We start from the raw sequence: 23,029 nt of genomic DNA, 5'->3' as shown, positions 1-23,029 counted from the left end.
CATGCAGCAACCGTTGGTATTTCTTTCTAGTTTTGTTTTTGCTTGCGCTGCGGGCCTTGCATTTGTTAGCCCCGTGCAGGCGCAAACGCAAACACAAGAGCAGGCCCAGCAGCAAGCCCAGCAGCAAGGCGAAAACCAAGCGCTTAGCCGCAGCCAACGGCAGTTGCAACAGCGCCTGCTAGAGTTGCCGCCCGTGTATGAAAGCAACGTGGTTGATTTACCCACCCATGAATTTAGCTACACCTTTCGCGAGCTCGGCTCTGGCCGGCCGCTGCGCATTGATGGCATGGCCACTACGTTGTCGTTAGGGTTCGGTAGCCGTGCGGACCAAATTTCTGAGGGCGGCACGCTTTACTTAAACTACCAATATTCACCCACTTTAGTGCGGGATATTTCCCAATTTCGCGTGCGTTTCAACGGCGAACTAGTGCGCGCGGTGCGGGTTAACGTGGCCGAAGCCGAGCAGCGCCACCAACTGCGGGTAAGTTTGCCTGCGGAATATTTCAGCGATTACAACGAAATCACCTTCGAGCTATTGGCCGAAGCGCACGGCGATCAATGCTCCGTGGTGTCGCCCAGTGCGTGGTTGGAATTCTCTGGCGATAGCCGCATCGAATTTAACCGCCGCCAGTTGGTGCTCGCGAACGAGCTTTCCTGGTTCCCCGAACCGTTTTTTGATGTCCGCGATTTTACCCGGGCCGAATTTCATTACGTGATTCCAGAGCGCATGGATACCAATATCGTGCAAGCGGCAGGCATTTTCACCAGCTATTTTGGTGCCCAAGCCGATTGGCGCAGTGTATCTACTGAGCTTTATCGGTACCGCAACGATGCCGCATTCGAACACGAGGTACACCGCTGGCCAGATCATCACGCCATTGTGTTTCTCACCAACGATGAGCGGCCCTGGTTATTCCGCGATTATCCCGAGGTAAGCGAGCCCACCGTGCGCATGATCACGAACCCGGTGAATCAGGTGTATAAAATGCTATTGGTGCAAGCGCCCGATACCGCGGGCTTAATTACCGCAGCGCAAGGTTTGGTAACGCATCCGGCCGGTTTAACCGGCCCACAAGTAAGCTTTAACGCCGAAGAAGTGCAATATCGCCTGCAACCACGCGATGCCTATTCAGCGCCGCGCTGGATCAGCACTAAGGAGCCGGTTACTTTCTCTGAACTGGTGGAATTTGATAACGATTTACAACGCACGGGCTACCGCAACTCGCCGGTGAGCGTGAATTTGCGCTTACCGCCCGATTTATTCGTGTGGCAACGCAAAGGCATTCCGGTTGATTTGAAATTTCGTTATACCCCGCCCATTGAGCTCGATGAAAGCCGCTTGCGCGTGTATATCAACGATGATTTTATTCGCGGTTATACCCTCAATCAATCAGGTTTCGGCGGCGCCAGTGAGCGTATTCGCGTGCCATTGCTCGATAGCAATCCGTTCACTCAGCCGGCGTTAAATGTGCCCGCTTTTAAATTAGGGGCTATCAATCGGCTTGATTTCGAGTTTAGTTTCAGTGCCCGCAGTGAAGAATGCCGGGTGCGGCCGATTGGTAACACCATGGGCGCTATCGATGGTGATTCCAGCATTGATATTCGCGGTTATGAGCATTACACGGAAATGCCCAACCTGCAGTTATTCGCCAAAACCGGATATCCGTTCTCCCGTTACGATGATTTAGCCAACAGCATTTTAGTGGTGAGCGATAGCCCCACTGATGAAGAATTTATTGCGGCGATGCAAGCTTTGGCGTTAATCGGCAGTGCTACCGGCTATCCGGGCACCTTGCTAGAAGTAATGCAGGTTGCTGATGTGCCAGAAAATACACGCGCCGACATTCTCATTAGCGGTGGCCCAGCTTTGCGTGCTTGGCTACAGCGCTTTGGCCGCGCCACCTTAGATAAACAGCTCGGGCACCACGGTTTAGCGGGCGAGCAACAACTGTTTTTTGGTGACGACGAAGCGGCTACCGTGAGTGGGCCAAGTGCTGCGGTGGTGAGTTTCCAATCGCCGCTACATAGCTCGGCTACCGTGGTTGCGCTCACGGCCAACCAAGATGATTTCTTAAACAAAGTAACTGAGTTGCTGCGCTCTTCCGAACGCACCATGGATGTGAGTGGCTTTATGAGCCTGCTTACACCGGGGAACGATCGGCATTTGCCCGGCTACGAGCTGTATTACGTGGGCGAGCTTAGTTTCTTCAAGCGCATGTATTTTCATTTAGCGCGCTATCCGGTGCTGGTATCAGTGCTCACGCTAGTAGCCCTAGTTACCCTAGTGATGGTGCTGTACTGGTTCTTCAGCGGCCTAGCACGCCGCCGCTTAGAGCGCCGCGGAGATGTTTAAAATGAGGGCCGCAGCGGTGTTAAAAATGGGGTCGTTGTCGGTGTGCTCTGTCCCTTATCTGCAAGCGGAGCTGAAAAAAAGTGCCGCGGCGGTGTTAAAAGGGGCCGCAGCGGTATGTAAAACGGTGTCGTTGTCGATGTGCTCTGTCCCTCTTTTAAGAAAGGGGCTGAAAATGGGCTCAGTGTCCGTGTTGCTGGCGCTTGCGTTAAGCGCCTGTTCGCCGGCAAGTGATTCAGGTAATGGTGACTCTGGGAATGCCGATTCTGAGCGCGCGGCTTCTTTGCAGGCCAGCAGTGAACAGGCAGAAGCGCGTTCCCAAGTGTTTAGCCAGTTCGCTGTGAATGAGAACACGCCATCGGCACTGCGGTTTAATTGGCATTATCAGCGTTTTCTTGAGCATCTCGTGAACGAAAGTGGCCGGGTGATTGATAGTGGCGATGGCTACTCGATTTCCACCAGCGAAGGGCAAGCCTATGGCATGTGGTTTGCGTTGTTGGCGCAAGATCAAGGCCATTTTGAGCTCATGCTCACCTGGGCCGATAATAACTTAGCCGAAGGTGCCTTGGGCGATCGGCTGCCGGCTTGGTTATGGGGCGAAGATGAAGATGGCCGCTGGCATATTCTCGATGATAACCCCGCCAGCGATGCCGATATTTGGATGATCTACGCGCTGTACGCGGCAGCCGAACGCTGGCAAACCCCGCGCTATGCCGCTATGGCTGAGCGTTTATCCCGCCGCTTGCTAGATACTACAACTATTGTGTTGGGTGTGGACAATACGAATGATTTAGCGGCTGACGCGACACTTAATGACGCAAGCGTTGAGGATAACTCGGAGCACGCACAGGGTTTGGTGCTGCTACCGGCGCCTTATGGTTTCACCCACGAAAATTACATCATGGTGAACCCAAGCTATTTTAACTTGGTGCAGATACGCGGGTTGGCGTCCTACAGCGGTGATGCACGTTGGCTCGAAATCTACCGCACCAGCGTGCAAATTATGCAGCAACTTGGCAATGAAATGCAAGCGGCGCAGCTGGAAGGCATGATCCCCGATTGGTTAACGCTGGATTATAACGGCCGCTTGCTCTCGGTGTGGGAAACCGGTCGGGAGCATCAAGATGATGTGCGCTACGGCGAATACGATGCCATTCGGGCTTACACCTGGCTGGCGCAAGAGGCTTATGCTGCGGAAAGCCCAGCAGAAAGCGTAGCAGGCAGTGTTGCCGGAAGAGCTGCCGGGAATGATGCAGCGAACGTAGCAGAAAACGCTGCGGCACTCCTTAATGCATTTCGTGGTATGTATGATGTAGTGGCCGAGCAAGGGTATCCGGCGGAACGTCTTTCGCGCCCATTGCGGGCAGCGCCGCAGCCTGCCACAGCGCCGCGGCCCGAAACAGCGCCGCAGCCTGATGAAAGCCGGGGCAACCGAACCAGTAGCAACATCATTGATGGCGCGAGCGGCCGAGGAAATATCGGCTTTTCCGGTGTGTTATTGCCTTATTTTGCCATGCTGGATGCTGCCGCGGGGGTTAATGCAAGTAACGCCGCCGGCGCTAATGCAAGTAACGCTGCAGGGGCTCAAATAAAAAACGCCGCGGGGGTTAACTTAAGAGACGCCGCAGGCGCTCGCAACGCCGTGGCGGCCGACCAAATGGCCCGAATTGTGTCGGCGAACCCGAATGATTATCGTGATAATTATTACACCCAGATGCTCTTAATGTTCGGCCTCAGCGCCTTGCAATGTAATGAATTCCACCCCGATGGCCGCTTAGTGGTAAGCCAAGAGGTTTTGAATGGTTGTAATTGATAGCGCAAGAGTGTTAGTGAAACAGCGCATGCTTGCTAGTTCTCGAGAAAAGCAAACTTGGGCCACAACTCGAGCAACTCCTGAAGCAAACACTAAAGCAAACGCTGAAACACACGTGAGAAAATTGAATCGATTAAACGTGGCGGTAAGTTGTGCGTTGCTGCTTGGCTCCAGCACTTTTATAAGCTCAACCGCGTTAGCAAACCAACCCAGCGGGATTATAAGCCTTGTTGCCACAAATACTACAACAAGCCAGGCACACTTTTTGTCGCAAAACCAGCCGCAAAACCAGCGCCAAACCACAAGCACTAATAGCTCCGAAGATAGCTTCGATCGCGAATCGGCGGCGTTGTTAGAAGAGCGCATCAATTATTGGTATGAGCGCGGCCGGCCGGACCGCATCGAAAGTGTTTTGCAGCAATTGTTACGCGTGCACCCGAATAATCCGCGAATTATTGAAGTGCAGGCCCTATTGGCCGTGCAACAGCGCGATATGGCGCGGGCGCAAAGTTTGTATCGGCAGTTGCAAGAACAAGCGCCGGAGCACCCGGCTACCGAGCGTTTGCGCGAGCTTGTTGGGTTGCCGAACGATCAGAGCAATGCCATTGCCGATGCCCGCATGCTCACGTTGGCGGGGCGTCATCCAGAGGCCTTTACCCGGTTGCAGCAGGTGTTTCCGGAAGGCCCACAGAATCTAGAATTATCCCTCGAGTATTGGGAAAGTGCCGTGCGTTCCGGCTTGGCTTTGCGGGCGGAAGCGGGGCTGATGGCGGAAAATTTAGCGAGCGCCGAGCTTAGCACCAGTGCAGATTTCGAACCCGCAGCTAATTTAACCTTCCCCGATCTTAGCCCCGAAGAGGTGCTCAGAGAAGCTGAACGCCTTATTAACCGCGGTGTTGCCAGGCTCGAAGCGTTAAAAACAGAAAACCCTTACTCGATTCGTACCGAGCTTACCCTAATGCGAGTAAAACTCTCGCTCGATACGCTCACCCGTGATGATTATCAGCGCCTAGCTACTTTGAGCCGCGATACCGTGTACGGCCAAGAGGCGGGCAGTTTATTGGTGCGCGCGGCTACTGGCCTAGATGAAAGCGAAGCGAATTATCAGCTTATGCAAATAGCGCGGGAAGCAATGCCGGAGCAGGCTGAATTGGCCGAGGCCGATGAGCGCATGCGGGCGGCGCTCGATGCACAAATTGCCTTAGCTAATGATCCCTTTAATCAGCGCAAACAGCGCGGGCTGCGGGAGCTTGAAAACGAAAATCCGCAGGGTGCGGAAGCTTGGCTACGTGAGGCCTTGCGCGGCATGCCCGGTGATGCCGAAATTATGGGTGGTTTAGGCTACGCCACGTTACGGCAGGGGCGGCAAGATGAGGCACTTGCGTGGTTTCGGCGGGCAGCAGCGGCCGAGCCGGAAACCGTGGAATGGCAAGATCTCACCGTAACTACCACCTTCTGGCGCGATGTGAATGTGTTTGATGAGCTATTGGCCGCAAACGAGCTCCGGCGCGCGAATATTATGCTCGGGCGCATGCAGGGGCACCCGGTAGCGAGCGAGCAGCCGGCGTTGATTGCCCTGCGGGAAGCGCGCTTGGCGGAAGCCGAGGGTGATATGGATTTGGCGAACGCGCGCTATCGGCAGGTATTGAATTTACAACCGGATAATTCTTCAGCGGCTTGGGCCTTGCTCGCCGGCTACCGCGATAATAGCAACGAAGCGGGTATGCGGGCGTTTTATGCGCGCTTAACGCCCGAGCTGCAAAGCGAGTTGGAGAGCGAATATAACCGCTTTTTGGCCAATCAATATCAATCCCGCGCCGATGCGCTCATTGCTGAGGGGGATAGCGAAGGCGCCCACGCCACTTTATTGGCGGCCTATGAGCTTACGCCGGATAACCCTTGGCTAGTTTATTCGCTGGCGCAATCCCTTGAGGAACGCGGTGAGCTAGCGGCGGCCGATGCCGCTTTCGAGCGCTTGCAAGAAGCAAATCCTTCAGAAGATACGCGCTTTGCCTATGCGTTATATTTGGCCGGGCAAGATCGTGATGAGGAAGCGCGGGAAAGCTTAGCCGCTATCGAAGCCGAGGAGTTTTCCGAAGGCATGCAGGCTTTGGCACTAAGGCTAGATGAGCGCTCAATTCAAACCGGCGGTGCGGTGGCCACCCAAGCCTCGAGCCCTGATTTACGGGAAACCGTGCTCTATGTAGGCTTTGATCGCGCGGCGAAAAGTGGCACGCCAGGCATTACCGAGCTTACCTCAGAAACCTTGATGCTCGATTTGCGGGTGCCTTTTGAGGAGCGCGAGGGGTATTGGTTTGTCCGCTTCGATCCTATTCGCATCAATGCCGGCGCGGCGGATTTGGACGATAACTTCTGGCGCAATCGCTTCGGCACCGGCTTAATCTGTGAAGTTGATTGTCCTAGTGGCGTGCAACCGGAAGCGGAAGAGCAGGGCATCGCCTTTGGTGTGGGTGCCGAATACGGCGATTGGTGGTTTGATGTGGGCACCAGCCCCGTGGGCTTCAATCGCTCGGAATGGGTGGGTGGCATTGGCATCCGCCGCTCGCTCGGGGAGTTTGGGGTGCGCTTAAACGCGAATCGGCGTATTCAAACCGCCACCATGATTAGCTTTTCTGGTATGCGCGATCCATTTGCCGATGAAACAAATGGCACGGTAAATTGGGGCGCAGTTACCCGCAATGGCGTGGGGCTGGGGTTAAGTTGGGATCAGGGCGGTTCTTTCGGTTGGTGGAGTAGCCTGGGTTTTGATTACTACAGCGGCCATAACGTGAAATCGAATAGCCGTTGGTATGGCTACACGGGCGGTTATTGGCGGGCGGTAGATTACGAACCCTTTGCCCTCACCGTGGGGCTTACTTATTTATCTTGGGGCTTTGATGAAGATTTGAGCCAGCCTACTTTTGGCCATGGTAACTATTACAGCCCAGAGTTTTATCATTCGCTGAGTGTGCCTATTACCATGTTCGGCCGCTATAAGCGTTTTTCGTATTTACTGCGCGGCTCGGTGGGCTATTCCGATACCGAATTGAGCGAGCAGCTGTTTTATCCGGGGCACCCTGGCTTGCAAGATCAAGCTTTTGCAGCCATTGATAATACCGGTATCAACCCGGTGTGGGATGCGGGCACGGGCGGTGGTTTGAGCCATAGTTTAACCGGCAACTTTGAATACAAAGTTACTGAGGCTTTGTATGTAGGCTTAAGCTTGAACTTGGTGCGCTCCGATACTTTCTCGCCGGACCAAGGCTTGCTTTATTTACGTTACCACTTCGGCGGCTTCGATTTACCCGTGGCGCGGCCACCGGATCCACCAAGCCGGTACGTGGACCGGTAGGGTATATTATCCTTGTAATTTTAGTTTAATTAGCCATAATTATCTTATTAACGCTTTATAGGAATAATATGTCTAGTTCAAAAGTTTCAGAATGCTTGCAGGTTTTGGGGGCGCTTATCAAGCGCACGCGAGCAAAACGCATGGATCAAGAGGAATTTGCGCTTCGAGTGGGCTGTAGCAGCAAAACCGTGTCGCGAATGGAGCTGGGGCAACCGGTGAATTCGGAAACTTTGCTGCAGGCCTTGGAATTACTCGGGCTCATCGATGATTTTATTATCACCGCGGAGCAACAGCTGAAACTCGCTGCAACTAATCCTTCACGGCACCGCGCTGGTGCCGATCCCGATAAGGATTTCCCAAATGATTTCTAGCGCCTATGTGTTCATCGAGGGGTTAGAAGACAACCCTGTGATTTGTGGTGAATTTCGCCTTGATAGCAAAGCGCAGTTGGGCGAATTTCGTTATGGCCGCTCTTACCTTAATCGGGTAAATGCCTTTGCGCTGGACCCAATTCACTTACCGCTAACCAACGAAATATTTCGTACACCCTTGAATAAAGGGATGTTTGGCGTGTTAGCCGATGCGGGAGCTGATTCTTGGGGGCGTAAGTTAATCACACAACTTCACACTACAAAGCCAAAAAACGAGCTCGAGTTTCTCATTGCTGGGGCTTCGATGGGCGTAGGCGCTCTGAGTTTTAGCCTATCTCGCGAAAAAACGAAGGCGAAAATATCACCCAATTCCATTAACGATATAGGGCTTTTAATTGAGGGTAAAAATGCGATTTTAGCCTCGCAAGATGTACGGCCAGAGGTTAAGAAGGCCTTTACTTATGGTGTATCCATGGGGGGAGCACGGCCAAAAACATTGCTTACCCACGAAAACGAAGAGTATCTAGTTAAATTCAATCGCCCTGATGATCTTTTCAATGTGTGCAGAGTGGAACATGGCGCGATGCAGATGTTGCGTGAACTCACGGGAAATGTGGCCGAGGTTGAAGTTTTGTCCGGCAGTGAAGATTTCTTGTTGGTGAAGCGGTTTGATCGGGAACATGGCAAGGTTACGCAGCATTTTATCAGCGCCAATTCATTGCTTACGGAAGGGAAGGTTACTGAGCGCAGCGGTGCGAGCTGGTATTCATACCCAGCGCTGGCCGAAATATTGCGAAAAAACAGCGCCAACCCCCATGATGGCCATGAGTTGTTCATGCGTATGGTATTTAATATTTTATTGGGTAATACCGATGATCATGCCCGTAATCATGCCATGCTTTATGATTTGCAGGCGCAACGGTGGCAATTGTCGCCCGCTTTTGACGTGCTACCTATCAGCAATTCACGTCAGCACGGATTAGGAATCGGCGAGCAGGGGCGTTTTGGCAGTATTGAAAATGCCATTTCACAGGCAAAGCGCTTTGGTTTGCAAACTCATAAAGCAGAAAAGGTGGTGAGTAAGGTGCGCGAACTTGTAGCCGAATGGCCTGTTTATATGCAGCAAAGTGGTGTGCAGCCTGGTGATATTGAACGCTTGAAGAGTGTTATTCCTGAGCTGTAGTTTGGGGCCAGGTGTGGCTCATATTGCAGATATATGAAGGCTCACGTACACTGCGGGCTCAGAAGTAAAGGAGCTTGCTGGTATGGAATCATGGTACGTATTGCATTGTAAACCGCGGGAAGTGGAGCGCGCGGAGTGGCATTTGCAAAATCAAGGGTTTACTACGTTTTGCCCGCGCTGGAAGGTGCAAAAGCGCGTACGCGGTAAACGGCAGGTGGCGGTTGAGCCGCTGTTCCCCAGTTATTTATTCATTCAAGTTGATTTAGCCAAAGATAATTACACGTCGCTGCGCAGTACGCGCGGAGTGAACGGCTTTGTGCGCTTCGGCGGCCAGCCGGCGCAGGTTCCGGCCTCGGTGATTAGCGACATAGAACGTCGCACTAGCGCGAGTACCCTGGAAGAGGGTACCACGGGCGCTGCTGGGCTCTATGCGAAGGGCACGCCGGTGGAAATACTGAACGGGCCTTTTGCCGGCTTAAAAGGTTTATATGATATCGCCGATGGTGAAAGCCGCTGCTTTGTGTTGCTTGAGATGCTTGGTAAAGCGCAGCGATTAGAGCTTGATGAAGGGGATATTATTCCGAGCTAAAGAAAAAGAAAATGGGGTCGTTGTCGGTGTGCTCTGTCCCCTTTCTGCAAAAGGGGACAGAGCACACCGACAACGACCCCAACCTCCCATCCCCAGCCCTGCTGCACCCTCCGCGTGCGACACCTTTCTAGAAATAAGGGGACAGACTACACCGACTACGACCCCATCTTGAACGACTTCATCTTGAAAATACGCCATTGCCGTTCACTAATAAATTGCTCGGATCTTTGAATTTTGAGTACAGTAGTTTTACAGATACCTGTATGTATATTATGATTAACTCATAAGTAAGGATGCTTATGATATGAAGAATAATGATATTCAAATACTTCTAGAGTTTCATGGCCAGTCAGTGGTTAGAGATGATAGCACTATAGCGGATATTGAAAAGAGGTAATTTATGAAAGCGCGTATAGGTGTTATGTCCGAAGAGCTCATTCGAAAACGGATGATTGATGTGGCGTCTGGTAAAATAATCAACACAGAAAATGCACCCAAGTTTTGGTTTACGTCGCTAAATGCAGTGGCTCAGTTGCTTTGTAAGGAAAATACTGAGCTTTTAATCCTAATGCACAGAGAAAAGCCCAATAACTTGACTGAACTTGCGTTAATGAGTGGTCGCAGCCTAAGCAACCTCTCGCACACCATTAAAAGCTTATCATCTAAAGGGTTTGTAAGCATCGAAAGGAATGGCCGATCTTCTCGTCCCATCGCACTATTTACTGATTTCGAAATTGTGATGGGGGACTCGTTAGACCGTGAAGCGATGGGCGATTCTGTCGCCGCGTGATCGTGATGACGGGAGCCAGAAAAGAGAGAAAATGGGGACAGACTACACCGACTACGACCCCATCCTCCCCCAACTAAATCATGCGAATAATCGCATCGGTGGAAGCATCAAAGCTCTGCTCGCTCTTGCCTTCAATCCGCGCTAGCGTATCAATCGCCACTTTCTTACCTTGCTCCACACCCGGCTGGTCAAACGAATTCAGCCCCCAAATCAACCCTTGGGTAAACACCTTGTGCTCGTAGGCGGCAATAATGGCCCCGAACGATTCCGGCGTGAGTTCCTTTAACGCAAACAGCGAAGTTGGGTGCCCGCCAGGGTAATGTTCCGTGGGCGTCTCGCTCTCCTTACCAAACGCCATCAACCGGCGGTGCGCCAAACAATTCGCCACCGAAAGCTTCTGTTGTTCATTCAAAGCCGCCGCTACCGATTCAGAAAACTGCGGCGCCGCCCGGTGCAGCACACACACGAAATCCGCCGTAAAGGCATCGTAACCTTGGTGCAAATGCTGAAAAAACGCATGCTGGCCATTTGGCCCAAAACCACCCCACACAATCGGCCCGGTAGGCGCCGAAAGCGCAGCGCCCGTCGCGGTATATTGCTTACCATTCGATTCCATATCCAACTGCTGCAAATACGAAGGCAAATGCCGGAAACGGCCGTCGTAAGGCAAAATCGCAATATTATTAATGCCGCGCTCTTCCCGGTTATACACCCCAATCAGCGCCATCAACATGGGAATATTCTCGCTCAGCGGCGCAGTGGCAAAATGCTCGTCCATTTCCGCCGCCCCCGCCAGCAACCGCTGGAACACACGAGTGCCGCACGTGGTGGCGATGGCTAAACCAATCGAGCTCCACAATGAAAACCGCCCGCCCACCGACTCTTCAAACACCAACTGGTGCGCCGGTGGAATACCGTAATTTGTCATCTTCTCAACGTTGGCAGAAACCCCAATCACATGGTGCTCGAGCCAAGCCGTTAACCAGTCGTTGCCAACAGCATCATCAGAAAGCTCTGCAAAACACTCCTTTACCCAGCATTTCACGGTATCCACATTGGCAAAGGTATCGCTGGTGCCAAAGGATTTTGAAGCCACAATAAATAGCGTAGTTTCTGGGTCGCAAATGGGCAGCACCGCATACAGCTGGCCGCCATCCATCGAAGAAACAAAATGCGTGCGCAAATCGTGCTGGCGAATGTCCGAAGCGAACTCACGCAAGGCGAAACTTGTCATCAAGGGCCCAAGATCGGAGCCGCCCACACCAATATTCACTACATCGGTAATAGGTTTGCCGGTAGCGCCAAGCCATTGGCCGGAGCGCAAGCGCCGCACAATGCGCGCAAATTTAGAGTTTTCACCACCATTGGCGGCACCGGTATCGCGAAGCACCGAGTTGCGGCCGCGCGTTAGCACATGGCTCACTTCCCGCTCTTCAGTTACATTCATATAGCGGCCATCGAGCAATTCGCTGCGGCGCGCGGAAAAATCCTGTGGCAACCGCTTCGCGGCAAACTCCTGCAAAGCCTCAGGAGAAAGAAACTGATAGCTCCAATCAAAAATTAAATCGCCACAAAAGGCCTCACGCACTTTCATTTCACTGGGGGCAGAGCGAGCACCCATTTCGGGCAAGGTATTAGCAGGCGAAGAAGCATTGGCCATAAGATTTCATTCCCTTGGTTTATTTACAGTGGGTTTATTCACAATGGTTTATTTGTTTTAAGTTTGGTTTTTAGTAGTTGAAATATCGAAATGCGCAATCGTTCGCACGCTCATACTCTAAGCCATAAACTTGGCAAAAAACTGATGTTAACAAAAAGTAACCACATAACAAGCAGACACGTAATTTATCATAAAAATAATGGTGTAAAGTTAACACAAAAGTATGACATGGCGTATCAAAGTGCGTTAGAATCTGCAGCTTAAAATAAAAACGAAACGCGAAAAACACGAAGCGCGTAAAACACGAAGCGCGTAAAAAGAAACATGTAAGAGCAACATGTAAGTGAACAAGAAGAACACCAAAGGAATTTCTATGAAGATCGCAGTAGCAGGGACCGGCTATGTAGGCCTTTCAAACGCAGTGCTCCTTGCCCAGCATAACGAAGTGTATGCACTCGATATCGTTCCTGAACGTGTTGCAATGCTGAACCACAAAAAATCCCCCATCGTTGATAAAGATATCGAGCGGTTTCTAGCCAGCAAGCCGCTGTATCTGAACGCCACGCTCGATAAAGCCGAAGCCTATGCAGGCGCAAGCTACGTAATTATTGCAACCCCCACAGATTACGATCCACAAACCAATTACTTCAATACCGAATCGGTAGAAGCGGTGATTAGCGATGTGTTGGCCATTAACCCAAGTGCGGTGATGATCATTAAATCCACTATCCCTGTGGGTTACACCAAAGAGCTGCGGGCCAAATTCAATACTGAAAATATTATCTTTTCGCCCGAGTTTTTGCGCGAAGGCCTAGCCTTGCACGATAACCTTTACCCAAGCCGTATTATTGTGGGTGAAAAGAGCGAACGCGCGGAAACCTTTGCTAAATTGTTGCAGCAAGGCGCGATTAAAAAAGATATCGATGTGCTTTTTACCGATAGCACGGAAGCGGAAGCTATTAAACTTTTCGCCAATACCTATTTAGCCATGCGCGTAGCTTATTTTAATGAGCTCGATACCTATGCCGAAGCCCATGGTTTAGATAGTAAGCAAATTATTGAGGGTGTGTGTTTAGACCCACGCATTGGTAACCATTACAACAACCCAAGCTTTGGTTACGGTGGTTATTGCTTACCCAAAGATACCAAGCAGCTGTTAGCGAATTACGATGAAGTGCCACAAAACATGGTGCGCGCCATTGTAGATGCCAACCGCACCCGCAAAGATTTTATTGCCGATGCCATTATCGCGCGCAAGCCGAAAGTAGTGGGTGTGTATCGCTTAGTGATGAAAACCGGTTCCGATAACTTCAGAGCCTCGGCTATACAAGGCGTGATGAAGCGCATTAAAGCAAAAGGCATTGAGGTAGTAGTATTTGAACCAGCCTTAAAAGAAGAAAGCTTCTACAACAGCCGAGTGATTCGAGATTTCAACGAATTCAAACAAATGAGCGATGTGATTATTTCGAATCGCAACTCGAAAGATTTAAGCGATGTGGCCGAGAAAGTATATACGCGGGACCTATTTAATAGTGATTGAGCTAAATAGCGATTAAGCTTTGAGGTGAATCCGCTCTCAGCCGAATAACATATAGACAACAAAAGTATAAACATTTACAAAGTAGCAACATTTTTAGCAGCAGTGTTGTTGGCATAGTTGTCAGCATAATTACAAGAAACAATTTCATTAGGCATTTAGGAGCCGTAACCTAGGGGCGGTAGCGTGTCCTCAGGCCCACCAAGGCATCAGCCTCTTTTAGCACGAGAAAAGTACTTCATTCAAAGGTAGTGAATATGTTTAACCGAGCCAAAGTTTCGAAAAAAATCTCTGATTCCAGAACTGCGAAGTTCAGTTCTGTTAACGCTAAAACCCTAGTAGCAGGTTTGGCCGCTTTATTCGTGCTATCGGCTTGTGCCTATGCCCCCGGTAGCCATATGGAACCAGAAAAAGCGAGCGATGATTTAGAAGGGCAAGTTCTTTTTCACAGTATTACGCCGCAGTTAATTGCTGATTTACGCAAACCGCGGATCAGCCCGGAAGCCAACCCGGAGTTAGAGCAAGCGCAAGCGAATTATGATTATCGAGTAGGTAAGGGCGATGTACTTACGGTTACCGTTTGGAACCACCCGGAACTTACCATTCCAGCTGGCTCTCAGCGCAGCGCCGAAGAAGCGGGCAACTGGGTACATAACGATGGCACCATTTTTTACCCCTACATTGGCCGTGTACACGTTGATGGTTTAATGGTAACGGAAATTCAAGAGCTTATTACTGAACGCTTGAGCCGTTTTATTGAAGACCCTCAGGTAGATGTAACCGTAGCGGCATTTCGCAGTAAACGCGTATACGTTACCGGTGAAGTTAATCAGCCAGGAACACAGCCAGTAACCAACGTACCGATGACGTTACTCGATGCAGTAAACCGCTCCGGAGGTATTACCGAAATGGCGGATTGGCGCAATGTGGTGCTTACGCGTAATGGAGTAGAGCAACGTTTCTCTTTGCAAGATTTGTATACCCGTGGCGATACTACGCAGAATACGCTTTTACAGCATGGTGATTTAGTGCATGTAGAGCGGAACGATGTAAATAAAGTATTTGTTTTGGGTGAAGTAAATGATGCTAGCTCTGTGCCGGTGAACCGTTCACGGATGACTTTAGCAGAAGCATTAGCCGAAGCAGGTGGTGTATCAGAGCAGCGCGCCGATGCCAGTGGCATTTTCGTATTCCGGGAAGCACCTGAGGGTGCAGATTACGTAGTAGATGTTTATCAACTAAATGTAAAACAGGCTACTTCCTATGTGTTAGCTGACCAGTTCGAATTGCAGCCGCGTGATATTATCTTTGTAACCGCGGCACCAGTGGCGCGTTGGAATCGGGTTATTAGCTTGATTATGCCTACGGTTACTGGCCTCTACCAGGTGGCGCGTACAGATGGCGAAATTCGTGATTAAACTGGCCAAGCACTTAAATAAAATGCAACGCACGCAAGTGAACCGGAACCTTTAATGTTTGAGAAAATACTCATAGTTTGTGTTGGTAATATTTGCCGTTCACCAACAGCAGAGTTTTTGCTAAAGCGGGAGTTACCACACAAGCAAATAGCCTCGGCGGGTTTGCATGCCATGGTGAAGGATATTGATGGTAAGCCAGTAGGCGATGAAATGAATGCCCAAGCGCGGGAAACTGCCGAAAAACATGGTTTGGTATGCGGCACGCATGAAGCGCAGCAGCTTACCAGCGAGCTAGCACGGAAATATGATTTAATACTGGTAATGGAAAAGCGGCACCGTGATGAAATCGCCAAGCGCTTTCCAGAAGCATTAGCGAAAACCATGCTATTCGGCCAGTGGGATAACGCCAGAGATATCCCCGACCCTTACAAAAAAAGCGATGAAGTATTCGCACAGATTTATAAATTAATTGAACACAACACCATGCTGTGGGCAAATAAATTAAAACGTTAAAATTGGAACGCTAAATAAATGCAACAGATGAATGAGAAAGGCCAGAAAGGCAACACAAACATTCAAGCAAGCGATGAAATAGATTTAGGCCGTTTATTTGCCACCTTATTCGATTTCAAATGGTGGGTAGTTGGCTGCACCGCGGGTGCTGCCATTTTAGGTTTAGCCTATGGCACGTTAAGCACACCTGTGTATCAAGCTGATGCCCTTGTGCAAATTGAATCGAAAAGCTCAAGTTTTCCCGGCTTAGGTGAGCTGGGTGAAATGTTCGATCAGCCCTCAACTGCCGCCACTGAAGTAGAAATTATTCGTTCACGTATGGTGTTGGGTTCAGTAGTTGAAAATCTCCGTTTAGATATTTCAGTAACGCCAAATTATTTCCCAATCATTGGTGAATGGAGTGCGCGGCGTTATCGCGGTGACGAGCCAAATAGTGCTTGGCTATTTACCAGTTATGCGTGGGGTGGTGAACGGTTAGAGTTTGCGGAATTACGTTTACCAAATAGTTTGCGCGGCGAAGCACTTACCTTAATTGCAGGTGAAAGGCATGCTGGTGAAACCAATTCAAACAACCAAACAAACTTTAGTTTATGGCTTGAAGATGAAAAAATTTTAGATGGCATCTCGGGCGAGAATATTGATACGCAAACACCGTTTGGCCGAGTAGTAATGCGGGTAAGTGATTTGCACGCTAGAGCAAATACAGAGTTTACCGTAAGCCAACGTAGCACTCTGAGAGCGATTAATTCGTTGCGTGAGGTTATTGCCGTAAGTGAGCGCGGTCGGCAAACAGGCATTCTTGATTTAAAAATGACAGGTACTCATCGGCAAAAAACGCAAGAAGCGCTGAACGCGGTTGCCAACGAATATTTAATGCAGAATATTCGCAGAAACGCTGCAGAAATAGAGCGCAGCCAAGAGTTTATTGAAGCGCAAATTCCGCGAGTACAGGAAGAATTACAACTAGCTGAAAACGCATTGAACTCTTACCGTATGCAAAACGAATCGGTAGATATTGAATTCGATACCCAGCGCGTGTTGCAGCAAATGGTGGAGATAGATAGGCAACTTGCTGAACTTGAGGTGCAAGAAATCGAATTATCACGCTTATATACCACAAACCATCCAAGCTACCGTGCACTAAATCAACAGCGTGAGCGTTTGCAAGAAGATAGAGAAGTATTACGTTCTGAAGTGGGGGAGTTACCGGAAGCGCAACAACAAGTGTTGCGCTTGACCCGCGATGTTGAAGTAAGCCAGCAAGTTTACTTACAACTACTAAACCGCAATCAGGAAATGAATATATTACGAGCAGGAACTGTGGGTAACGTACGAATTATTGACGAGGCTACAGTAGCACCAAATTCTGTAGCCCCTAGAAAAGCTCTAATACTGGCACTTTCCATAATTCTCGGTGGCATGATAGGCGTTGGTATTGCTTTTGTTCTCGGCTTCTTGCGGCGTGGAATTGAAACCCCTAAGGAATTGGAAGATGTTGGTATTTCTGTTTACGCCTCGGTGCCGCTTTCTGAGCAACAATTAAAAATCGAAGAAAAAATAAAACAATCAGTGAGAAGAAGCCGCAACAAGGCACAAAAGCAAAAATTTAACACTTTGCTTTTGGCTCGAGACAATCCCGAAGACAACGCAGTTGAAGCGCTTCGAGGGCTTCGAACTAGCTTGCACTTTGCCATGTTAGAAGCAAAAAATAAGATTGTAATGATATCTGGCCCAAGCCCCGAGGTGGGCAAAACTTTCGTTACGGCGAACTTGGCTGTGGTGTTAGCGCAAGCGGGTATGAAAGTGCTTATTATCGATGCGGATTTGCGCCGTGGTTACTTACATACCACCTTTAACCTGAGCAACGAGAGTGGTTTATCTGATTTACTCGCGGGGCGAGTAAATAAGGAATCAGCGATTAATAGCACGAACGTTGAGCATTTAGACTTTATGGCTCGCGGCACCGTACCACCGAATCCATCTGAACTCCTTATGCACAAGAGCTTCAGTGAACTTTTAGATTGGGCTAACGATAATTACGATATAGTACTGGTTGACACACCACCTATTCTAGCAGTAACTGATCCCGCAATAGTGGGCCGTTACACTGGAACGAACTTAATTGTGGCTCGATTTATGAAAAACCAAGTTAAAGAAGTGGAATATACCATTGAGCGTTTTGAGAAATCAGGAATTGAAGTTAAAGGTGTGATTCTGAACGGTATCGAACGTACCGCACGAAGTAGCTACGGTTATGGAAGCTATGGGTATTATTCGTATGGATATGAAAGTGCTAAGTAAATCAATAGGTGTATTTGTAACTACTTAACCGTAATCATAAGAAATGAACATCTTGCGCACCGGTAGGGTGGGTACGGTGGGTAATGTGCGCATTATAGATGAAGCGTCTTTTTTTTCCGGAGCAGTAGCACTCCGCAAATCGTTTATTATAGCGCTAAGCACTATTCTTGGCGGCATGGTTGGGATAGGTATTGCCTTTGTGCTTGGTTTTATGCGCCGTGGTATAGAAACGCCAAAAGAGCTAGAAGATGCGGGTATTTCAGTAGATGCATCGGTACCACTTTCTGAACAGTAGTTAAAGATTGAAGAGAAAATTAAGCTTGCGGTGCGGCGTAAAAACAGGGCGTAGAAGTAGAAGTAGAAGTTTAATACCCTGTTATTGATTGGCCCGTGATAACCCAGAAGATAACGCAGTATGAGCGCTAAGGGCTCTGCGTACAAGTTTGCATTTCGCTATGCTAGAGGCGAAAAATAAAATAGTAATGATACCTGCCCCCAGCCCAGAAGTAGGCAAAACTGGTATTACCAGTAACCTAGCCGTGCTGTTAGTCCAAGCCTGGATGAAAGTGTTAATTATCGATGCCGATTTACGTCGGGGGCTATTTACACACCACCTTCAATTTAACCAATGAAAACGGTGTTTCCGATCGACTCAGCGGCCGCTGTGAAACCCAACAAGTCATAAAAGCTTTTGGTGTAGAAAATCTAGATTTCATTGTTCGTGGCGCCGTACCACCCAACCCTTCAGAACTAATAATGCATGAGCGATTAGCGAGCTATTAAATCGGGCTAATGAAGCCTATGATATTGTGCTGGTAGGTACGCCGCCTATTTTGGCAGAAACAGACCCAGCCATAGTGAGCCTTTATGCCGGAACCAACTCAATTGTTGCGCACTTTATGAAGAACCAAATCAAAAAAGTGGAATACACCATAAAGCGATTCGAAAAAGTCGGTATTGAAGTGAAAGGCGTGATTTTGAAGGGCATTGAGCGCACTGCCCGAAGTAGCTACGGTTATGGGGGTTATGGTTATTACTCTTATGCGTATGGTAGCGAGAAATAAGCGGTTTTATTAGCTTTTAACTTTTCCAACTACAAACATAGTTTATAAATGGATTTCAAATGAAAAATGAGTTAATTCAGAAACTAACTTCAAAAACAGCTGTGATCGGCGTGCTAGGATTAGGTTATGTCGGGCAACCGCTCTTGTTGCGGTACTCAGATATTGGCTTCAAGGTTATCGGCTTTGATGTTGATGAGGAAAAGGTCAGAGAGCTCAATTCCGGTCATTCTCGAATCGAACATATTTTAGACGAAAAAATAAATCAAGCAGTTCAGACAGGTTTCGAGGCGACGATAGATTTTTCGCGAGTTGCAGAGTGTGATGCGTTGATATTGTGTGTTCCAACACCATTGAACAAATATCGTGAACCTGATATGTCCTATGTTGTCGGTACAACAGATATGTTAAAGCCCTATGTTAGAGCGGGACAAGTGGTTTCACTTGAAAGCACTACTTATCCAGGAACCACCGAAGAAGAATTATTACCACGTATTGAAGAAAGCGGATTAAAAGTCGGAGAAGATATATTCTTAGTCTATTCTCCGGAACGTGAAGACCCGGGTAATCCAAATTTTGAGACACGCACCATACCAAAAGTGGTTGGAGGACACACAGGTGCATGTCGTGACGTCGGTATAGCGCTTTACGAACCAGCGATTGATCAGATCGTTCCTGTTAGTTCGACCAAAGCAGCGGAACTGACCAAGCTGTTAGAGAATATTCATCGAGCAGTGAACATCGGTTTAGTAAACGAAATGAAGATTGTCGCGGACCGAATGGGTATTGATATCTTCGAAGTTATCGATGCAGCAAAGACGAAACCTTTTGGTTTTACTGCCTATTACCCGGGCCCCGGCCTTGGTGGACACTGCATTCCAATTGATCCGTTTTACTTAACTTGGAAGGCACGTGAGTATGGCCTCCATACGCGTTTTATTGAGCTTTCTGGTGAAGTAAATCGTGCAATGCCCGAATATGTTGTTTCGAAGCTAATGGATGGCTTGAACGAGAAAGGCAAATCACTAAAAGGCAGCCGTGTGCTTGTTTTGGGGATTGCATATAAGAAGAACGTTGATGATATGCGTGAATCACCCTCGGTTGAAATCATGGAACTCATTGAAGCAAAAGGTGCAGTAGTGGCCTACAGCGACCCCCATGTTCCAAAATTTCCCAAAATGCGTGAACATAACTTCAATCTGTTGAGTGTTGAATTGAGCGAAGTAACTTTAAAAGAGTTTGATGCAGTTGTGTTAGCAACTGATCATGATCGTTTTGATTACGATGAGATTTATGCTCACGCGCAGCTTATTATCGACTCACGAGGTAAGTATCGCCATGTTAACGGAAAGGTGATTAAAGCATAATGAAAAATTTTGCATTGATTGGAGCCTCAGGCTACATAGCACCGCGTCACATGAAAGCAATTAAGGAGACTGGAAATCACCTTAGTGTTGCTTACGATATTAATGATTCGGTTGGAATTATTGACAGTATTTCTCCAGAAAGCGAATTCTTCACAGTTTTTGAGCAATTCTATGAACATACATGGCAATTAAAGCGTAATCCTGAAACACAACTAGATTATGTTGCGATTTGCACCCCTAACTACATGCATGCATCACAGATCGCTGCTGGCTTGCGTTTAGGCTGTGATGTCATCTGTGAGAAGCCTTTAGTGCCAACATCTGCAATTCTTGATGAACTGGCAAGAGTCGAAAAAGAAACTGGTAAGCGAGTTTACAACATTCTGCAACTTCGCCACCATCAAGCGATTATAGACCTGAAGCAAAAAGTTGCTAAAGCTGTTAACAATAAAAAACACGAAGTTGAATTAACCTATATTACTTCGCGCGGCAAATGGTACATGGAAAGTTGGAAAGGCGACCCAAGAAAATCATTTGGAGTTGCGACAAATATAGGTGTTCATTTCTTCGATATGTTGCACTTTATTTTCGGCAAACTTGAACGAAATGTTTTACATTTTGCCAATGATATGAAAGCTAGCGGTTACTTAGAATACGAGAAGGCTCGTGTTCGATGGTTCTTGTCTATTGACGTAAACGACTTACCTGAATCAGTGAAAGATAAACAAAGCACATTCAGAATCATTACCTGTGACGATGACGAGCTTGAATTTAGTAGTGGATTTACCGATTTGCATACAGTGAGCTATCAAGAGGTCCTAGCAGGACGCGGATACGGAATTGAAGACGCTCGGCATTGTATCGAGACGGTAGAGGCAATTCGTAACCAAATGCCACACCAAGCACTGCCTAGTGAAGCCCACCCAGTTTTATCGAAACTCTTAGGAGGATAACGATGAGTTATTACAAGCACGAATCAGCAATTGTCGATGAGGGAGCAGAGATTGGTGACGGCACTAGAGCCTGGCACTTCGTTCATGTTTGTGCGGGAGCAAAAATTGGCAAAGGAGTATCATTGGGTCAGAACGTGTTTGTAGGTAACCGAGTCGAGATTGGAGATCTCTGCAAAATTCAAAACAACGTTTCGGTTTATGACAATGTATTGCTTGAGGAAGGCGTTTTTTGTGGGCCTAGTATGGTGTTTACCAATGTATATAACCCTCGTTCATTGGTCGAACGCAAGGACCAGTATTTAGATACTTTAGTCAAGCGTGGGGCGACTCTTGGGGCTAATTGCACCATTGTTTGTGGCGTGACTATCGGTGAGTTCGCTTTTGTTGGTGCAGGAGCTGTCGTGAATCGTGACGTTCCTTCGTATGCATTAATGCTCGGTGTTCCTGCGAGGCATAAAGGTTGGATGAGCGAGTTCGGGGAACAGCTTGACTTGCCACTAAGTGGTCATGGCGAAGCAATTTGCAAACATACAGGAAACAAGTATGTTTTAAACGGAAGCTCCATAGTAAAAATTTCTAGTGAGTCTTAATTTTATGATGCAATTTATTGATTTAGTCGCACAGCAAGAACGTATTAAAGATAAAATCGATGCAGGTATTGCACGCGTTCTTGCGCACGGGCAATACATCTTGGGCCCAGAGGTAGGCGAGCTAGAGGAAAAGCTTGCAGTGTATACTGGTGCTAAACACTGTATTACGGTAGCAAACGGAACAGATGCGCTGCAAATTGCTCAAATGGCGCTTGGCATCGGTCCGGGTGATGAGGTTATTACTCCTGGCTTCACTTATATCGCAACAGCGGAAACAGTCGCGTTACTGGGTGCCAAACCAGTGTATGTGGACATAGACCCCCGCACCTACAACTTGGATCCAACCCAGCTGGAAGCCGCTATTACGCCGCGCACCAAGGCGATTATACCTGTAAGCCTTTACGGCCAGTGTGCAGACTTTGATGCTATCAATACCATTGCCAACAAATATGGCATACCAGTAATAGAAGATGCTGCACAGAGCTTTGGTGCCAGCTACAAGGGGAAAAAGTCTTGCAACCTCACCACTATTGCCTGTACTAGCTTTTTCCCGAGCAAGCCCCTGGGCTGCTACGGCGACGGCGGCGCTATTTTTACCAACGATGACGAACTGGAAAAAATCATGCGCCAGATTGCCCGTCACGGCCAAGACCGCCGATACCACCATGTTCGGGTGGGCGTGAACAGCCGGCTGGATACCCTGCAAGCCGCCATTCTGCTGCCCAAGCTGGACATCTTCGCCGAAGAAATCCAACAACGTCAGAAGGTTGCAGCTAGGTATCAAGCGAAGTTTGCAGAACTGTCAGATAGCCTCAGAACCACACAGAATCACACAGAAGAAAACATTCCGCGTCCTTCCGTTTCTTTCTGTGGCAAAGAAATCACTTTGCCCTTTATAGATGAACACAACACCAGTGTCTATGCCCAGTACACCATCCAAGTAGACAACCGCGACCAAGTACAAGCGAAGCTAAGCGAAGACGGCATACCTACTGCCGTACACTACCCAATACCCCTCAACAAACAGCCCGCGGTAGAAGACAGAAACGCACAGCTACCCACAGGCGATGCCGTAGCTGAGAAAGTCATGAGCTTACCGATGCACCCATATATGACGGAAGAAGAACAACAGAAGGTGGTTGTAGCTTTGCAGGGCTAACTTGCTTCTAAGCTTTTTTCTG

General features: G+C 48.7%; 19 protein-coding genes. 18 read left to right on the top strand and 1 reads right to left on the bottom strand.

All coding sequences use genetic code 11. The features are described 5' to 3' along the window. Position 1: 1 nt before the first annotated feature. The 7 genes from CWE08_RS09370 (at position 2) to CWE08_RS09340 (ending at position 10,448) form a co-directional block, all read left to right on the top strand. The gene (locus CWE08_RS09370; RefSeq protein WP_126767760.1) at positions 2 to 2,353 is read left to right on the top strand and encodes a cellulose biosynthesis cyclic di-GMP-binding regulatory protein BcsB; all 2,352 of its coding nucleotides are present in this window, start codon (positions 2 to 4) and stop codon (positions 2,351 to 2,353) included. A gap of 1 nt (position 2,354) precedes the next feature. Beyond that, positions 2,355 to 4,163 (top strand): glycosyl hydrolase family 8, encoded by a 1,809-nt coding sequence (locus tag CWE08_RS09365; RefSeq protein ID WP_198677145.1) that lies wholly within the window; start codon positions 2,355 to 2,357, stop codon positions 4,161 to 4,163. Next, positions 4,150 to 7,515, top strand: coding sequence for a cellulose synthase subunit BcsC-related outer membrane protein (locus tag CWE08_RS09360; RefSeq protein WP_126767757.1), 3,366 nt, complete (start codon positions 4,150 to 4,152; stop codon positions 7,513 to 7,515). Before CWE08_RS09365 ends, CWE08_RS09360 begins: the two co-directional genes overlap by 14 nt. A gap of 68 nt (positions 7,516 to 7,583) precedes the next feature. Then, entirely contained in the window at positions 7,584 to 7,886 is a 303-nt protein-coding gene (locus CWE08_RS09355; RefSeq protein ID WP_126767755.1) for a helix-turn-helix domain-containing protein, read from the top strand. Continuing rightward, complete coding sequence (locus CWE08_RS09350) at positions 7,876 to 9,069, top strand: type II toxin-antitoxin system HipA family toxin (RefSeq protein ID WP_126767754.1); 1,194 nt, start codon at positions 7,876 to 7,878, stop codon at positions 9,067 to 9,069. The genes CWE08_RS09355 and CWE08_RS09350 overlap by 11 nt, the downstream gene beginning before the upstream one ends. A gap of 82 nt (positions 9,070 to 9,151) precedes the next feature. After that, on the top strand, positions 9,152 to 9,658 hold the full coding sequence (rfaH, locus tag CWE08_RS09345; protein ID WP_126767752.1) for a transcription/translation regulatory transformer protein RfaH: 507 nt from the start codon (positions 9,152 to 9,154) through the stop codon (positions 9,656 to 9,658). Positions 9,659 to 10,058: 400 nt separating this feature from the next. Continuing rightward, entirely contained in the window at positions 10,059 to 10,448 is a 390-nt protein-coding gene (locus tag CWE08_RS09340; protein WP_126767751.1) for an HVO_A0114 family putative DNA-binding protein, read from the top strand. A 73-nt stretch (positions 10,449 to 10,521) separates the two neighbouring features. On the opposite strand, the gene pgi is transcribed toward CWE08_RS09340, so the two are convergent. Then, positions 10,522 to 12,042, bottom strand: a complete 1,521-nt coding sequence (pgi, locus tag CWE08_RS09335) for a glucose-6-phosphate isomerase (protein ID WP_241973880.1) — start codon at positions 12,040 to 12,042, stop codon at positions 10,522 to 10,524. 439 nt (positions 12,043 to 12,481) lie between these two features. Here pgi and CWE08_RS09330 point away from each other — a divergent pair, with 439 nt between their 5' ends. The 11 genes from CWE08_RS09330 (at position 12,482) to CWE08_RS09280 (ending at position 23,007) form a co-directional block, all read left to right on the top strand. After that, complete coding sequence (locus CWE08_RS09330; protein ID WP_126767748.1) at positions 12,482 to 13,648, top strand: nucleotide sugar dehydrogenase; 1,167 nt, start codon at positions 12,482 to 12,484, stop codon at positions 13,646 to 13,648. Positions 13,649 to 13,902: 254 nt separating this feature from the next. After that, complete coding sequence (locus CWE08_RS09325; protein WP_126767746.1) at positions 13,903 to 15,063, top strand: polysaccharide export protein; 1,161 nt, start codon at positions 13,903 to 13,905, stop codon at positions 15,061 to 15,063. A 54-nt stretch (positions 15,064 to 15,117) separates the two neighbouring features. Then, entirely contained in the window at positions 15,118 to 15,576 is a 459-nt protein-coding gene (locus tag CWE08_RS09320; protein WP_126767744.1) for a low molecular weight protein-tyrosine-phosphatase, read from the top strand. Positions 15,577 to 15,594: 18 nt separating this feature from the next. Further along, the gene (locus CWE08_RS09315; protein WP_126767743.1) at positions 15,595 to 17,877 is read left to right on the top strand and encodes a polysaccharide biosynthesis tyrosine autokinase; all 2,283 of its coding nucleotides are present in this window, start codon (positions 15,595 to 15,597) and stop codon (positions 17,875 to 17,877) included. Between the two features lie 43 nt (positions 17,878 to 17,920). Then, the gene (locus tag CWE08_RS09310; protein ID WP_126767741.1) at positions 17,921 to 18,172 is read left to right on the top strand and encodes a GNVR domain-containing protein; all 252 of its coding nucleotides are present in this window, start codon (positions 17,921 to 17,923) and stop codon (positions 18,170 to 18,172) included. 284 nt (positions 18,173 to 18,456) lie between these two features. Beyond that, the gene (locus CWE08_RS09305; RefSeq protein ID WP_126767740.1) at positions 18,457 to 18,660 is read left to right on the top strand and encodes a hypothetical protein; all 204 of its coding nucleotides are present in this window, start codon (positions 18,457 to 18,459) and stop codon (positions 18,658 to 18,660) included. Positions 18,661 to 18,686: 26 nt separating this feature from the next. Next, positions 18,687 to 18,941: a hypothetical protein gene (locus tag CWE08_RS09300; RefSeq protein WP_126767738.1), complete on the top strand. Its 255-nt coding sequence runs from the start codon at positions 18,687 to 18,689 to the stop codon at positions 18,939 to 18,941. A gap of 59 nt (positions 18,942 to 19,000) precedes the next feature. Next, on the top strand, positions 19,001 to 20,305 hold the full coding sequence (locus CWE08_RS09295) for a nucleotide sugar dehydrogenase (RefSeq protein WP_126767736.1): 1,305 nt from the start codon (positions 19,001 to 19,003) through the stop codon (positions 20,303 to 20,305). After that, positions 20,305 to 21,258 (top strand): Gfo/Idh/MocA family oxidoreductase, encoded by a 954-nt coding sequence (locus tag CWE08_RS09290; RefSeq protein WP_126767735.1) that lies wholly within the window; start codon positions 20,305 to 20,307, stop codon positions 21,256 to 21,258. The genes CWE08_RS09295 and CWE08_RS09290 overlap by 1 nt, the downstream gene beginning before the upstream one ends. 2 nt (positions 21,259 to 21,260) lie before the next feature. Continuing rightward, positions 21,261 to 21,848 carry an acyltransferase gene (locus CWE08_RS09285; protein WP_126767733.1) on the top strand — a complete coding sequence of 196 codons (588 nt, stop codon included), beginning with the start codon at positions 21,261 to 21,263 and terminating at the stop codon, positions 21,846 to 21,848. Positions 21,849 to 21,852: 4 nt separating this feature from the next. Continuing rightward, positions 21,853 to 23,007, top strand: coding sequence for a DegT/DnrJ/EryC1/StrS family aminotransferase (locus CWE08_RS09280; RefSeq protein WP_126767732.1), 1,155 nt, complete (start codon positions 21,853 to 21,855; stop codon positions 23,005 to 23,007). Positions 23,008 to 23,029 lie beyond the last annotated feature (22 nt).

Source organism: Aliidiomarina iranensis (genome assembly GCF_003987135.1).
GTDB lineage: Bacteria > Pseudomonadota > Gammaproteobacteria > Enterobacterales > Alteromonadaceae > Aliidiomarina > Aliidiomarina iranensis.
The sequence above is the reverse complement of the archived record's forward strand: the minus strand, read 5'-3'. Positions and strand labels throughout refer to the sequence as shown.

Excerpts from the sequence above, each read along its gene's own strand:
- CWE08_RS09350 (WP_126767754.1), top strand. The coding sequence starts at position 7,876 with ATGATTTCTAGCGCCTATGTGTTCATCGAGGGGTTAGAAGACAACCCT.
- rfaH (WP_126767752.1), top strand. The coding sequence starts at position 9,152 with ATGGAATCATGGTACGTATTGCATTGTAAACCGCGGGAAGTGGAGCGC.
- CWE08_RS09365 (WP_198677145.1), top strand. The coding sequence starts at position 2,355 with ATGAGGGCCGCAGCGGTGTTAAAAATGGGGTCGTTGTCGGTGTGCTCT.
- CWE08_RS09280 (WP_126767732.1), top strand. The coding sequence starts at position 21,853 with ATGATGCAATTTATTGATTTAGTCGCACAGCAAGAACGTATTAAAGAT.
- pgi (WP_241973880.1), bottom strand. The coding sequence starts at position 12,042 with ATGAAAGTGCGTGAGGCCTTTTGTGGCGATTTAATTTTTGATTGGAGC.
- CWE08_RS09360 (WP_126767757.1), top strand. The coding sequence starts at position 4,150 with ATGGTTGTAATTGATAGCGCAAGAGTGTTAGTGAAACAGCGCATGCTT.
- CWE08_RS09370 (WP_126767760.1), top strand. The coding sequence starts at position 2 with ATGCAGCAACCGTTGGTATTTCTTTCTAGTTTTGTTTTTGCTTGCGCT.
- CWE08_RS09285 (WP_126767733.1), top strand. The coding sequence starts at position 21,261 with ATGAGTTATTACAAGCACGAATCAGCAATTGTCGATGAGGGAGCAGAG.
- CWE08_RS09355 (WP_126767755.1), top strand. The coding sequence starts at position 7,584 with ATGTCTAGTTCAAAAGTTTCAGAATGCTTGCAGGTTTTGGGGGCGCTT.
- CWE08_RS09330 (WP_126767748.1), top strand. The coding sequence starts at position 12,482 with ATGAAGATCGCAGTAGCAGGGACCGGCTATGTAGGCCTTTCAAACGCA.
- CWE08_RS09315 (WP_126767743.1), top strand. The coding sequence starts at position 15,595 with ATGCAACAGATGAATGAGAAAGGCCAGAAAGGCAACACAAACATTCAA.
- CWE08_RS09325 (WP_126767746.1), top strand. The coding sequence starts at position 13,903 with ATGTTTAACCGAGCCAAAGTTTCGAAAAAAATCTCTGATTCCAGAACT.
- CWE08_RS09320 (WP_126767744.1), top strand. The coding sequence starts at position 15,118 with ATGTTTGAGAAAATACTCATAGTTTGTGTTGGTAATATTTGCCGTTCA.
- CWE08_RS09290 (WP_126767735.1), top strand. The coding sequence starts at position 20,305 with ATGAAAAATTTTGCATTGATTGGAGCCTCAGGCTACATAGCACCGCGT.
- CWE08_RS09340 (WP_126767751.1), top strand. The coding sequence starts at position 10,059 with ATGAAAGCGCGTATAGGTGTTATGTCCGAAGAGCTCATTCGAAAACGG.
- CWE08_RS09295 (WP_126767736.1), top strand. The coding sequence starts at position 19,001 with ATGAAAAATGAGTTAATTCAGAAACTAACTTCAAAAACAGCTGTGATC.
- CWE08_RS09305 (WP_126767740.1), top strand. The coding sequence starts at position 18,457 with ATGCCGATTTACGTCGGGGGCTATTTACACACCACCTTCAATTTAACC.
- CWE08_RS09310 (WP_126767741.1), top strand. The coding sequence starts at position 17,921 with ATGAACATCTTGCGCACCGGTAGGGTGGGTACGGTGGGTAATGTGCGC.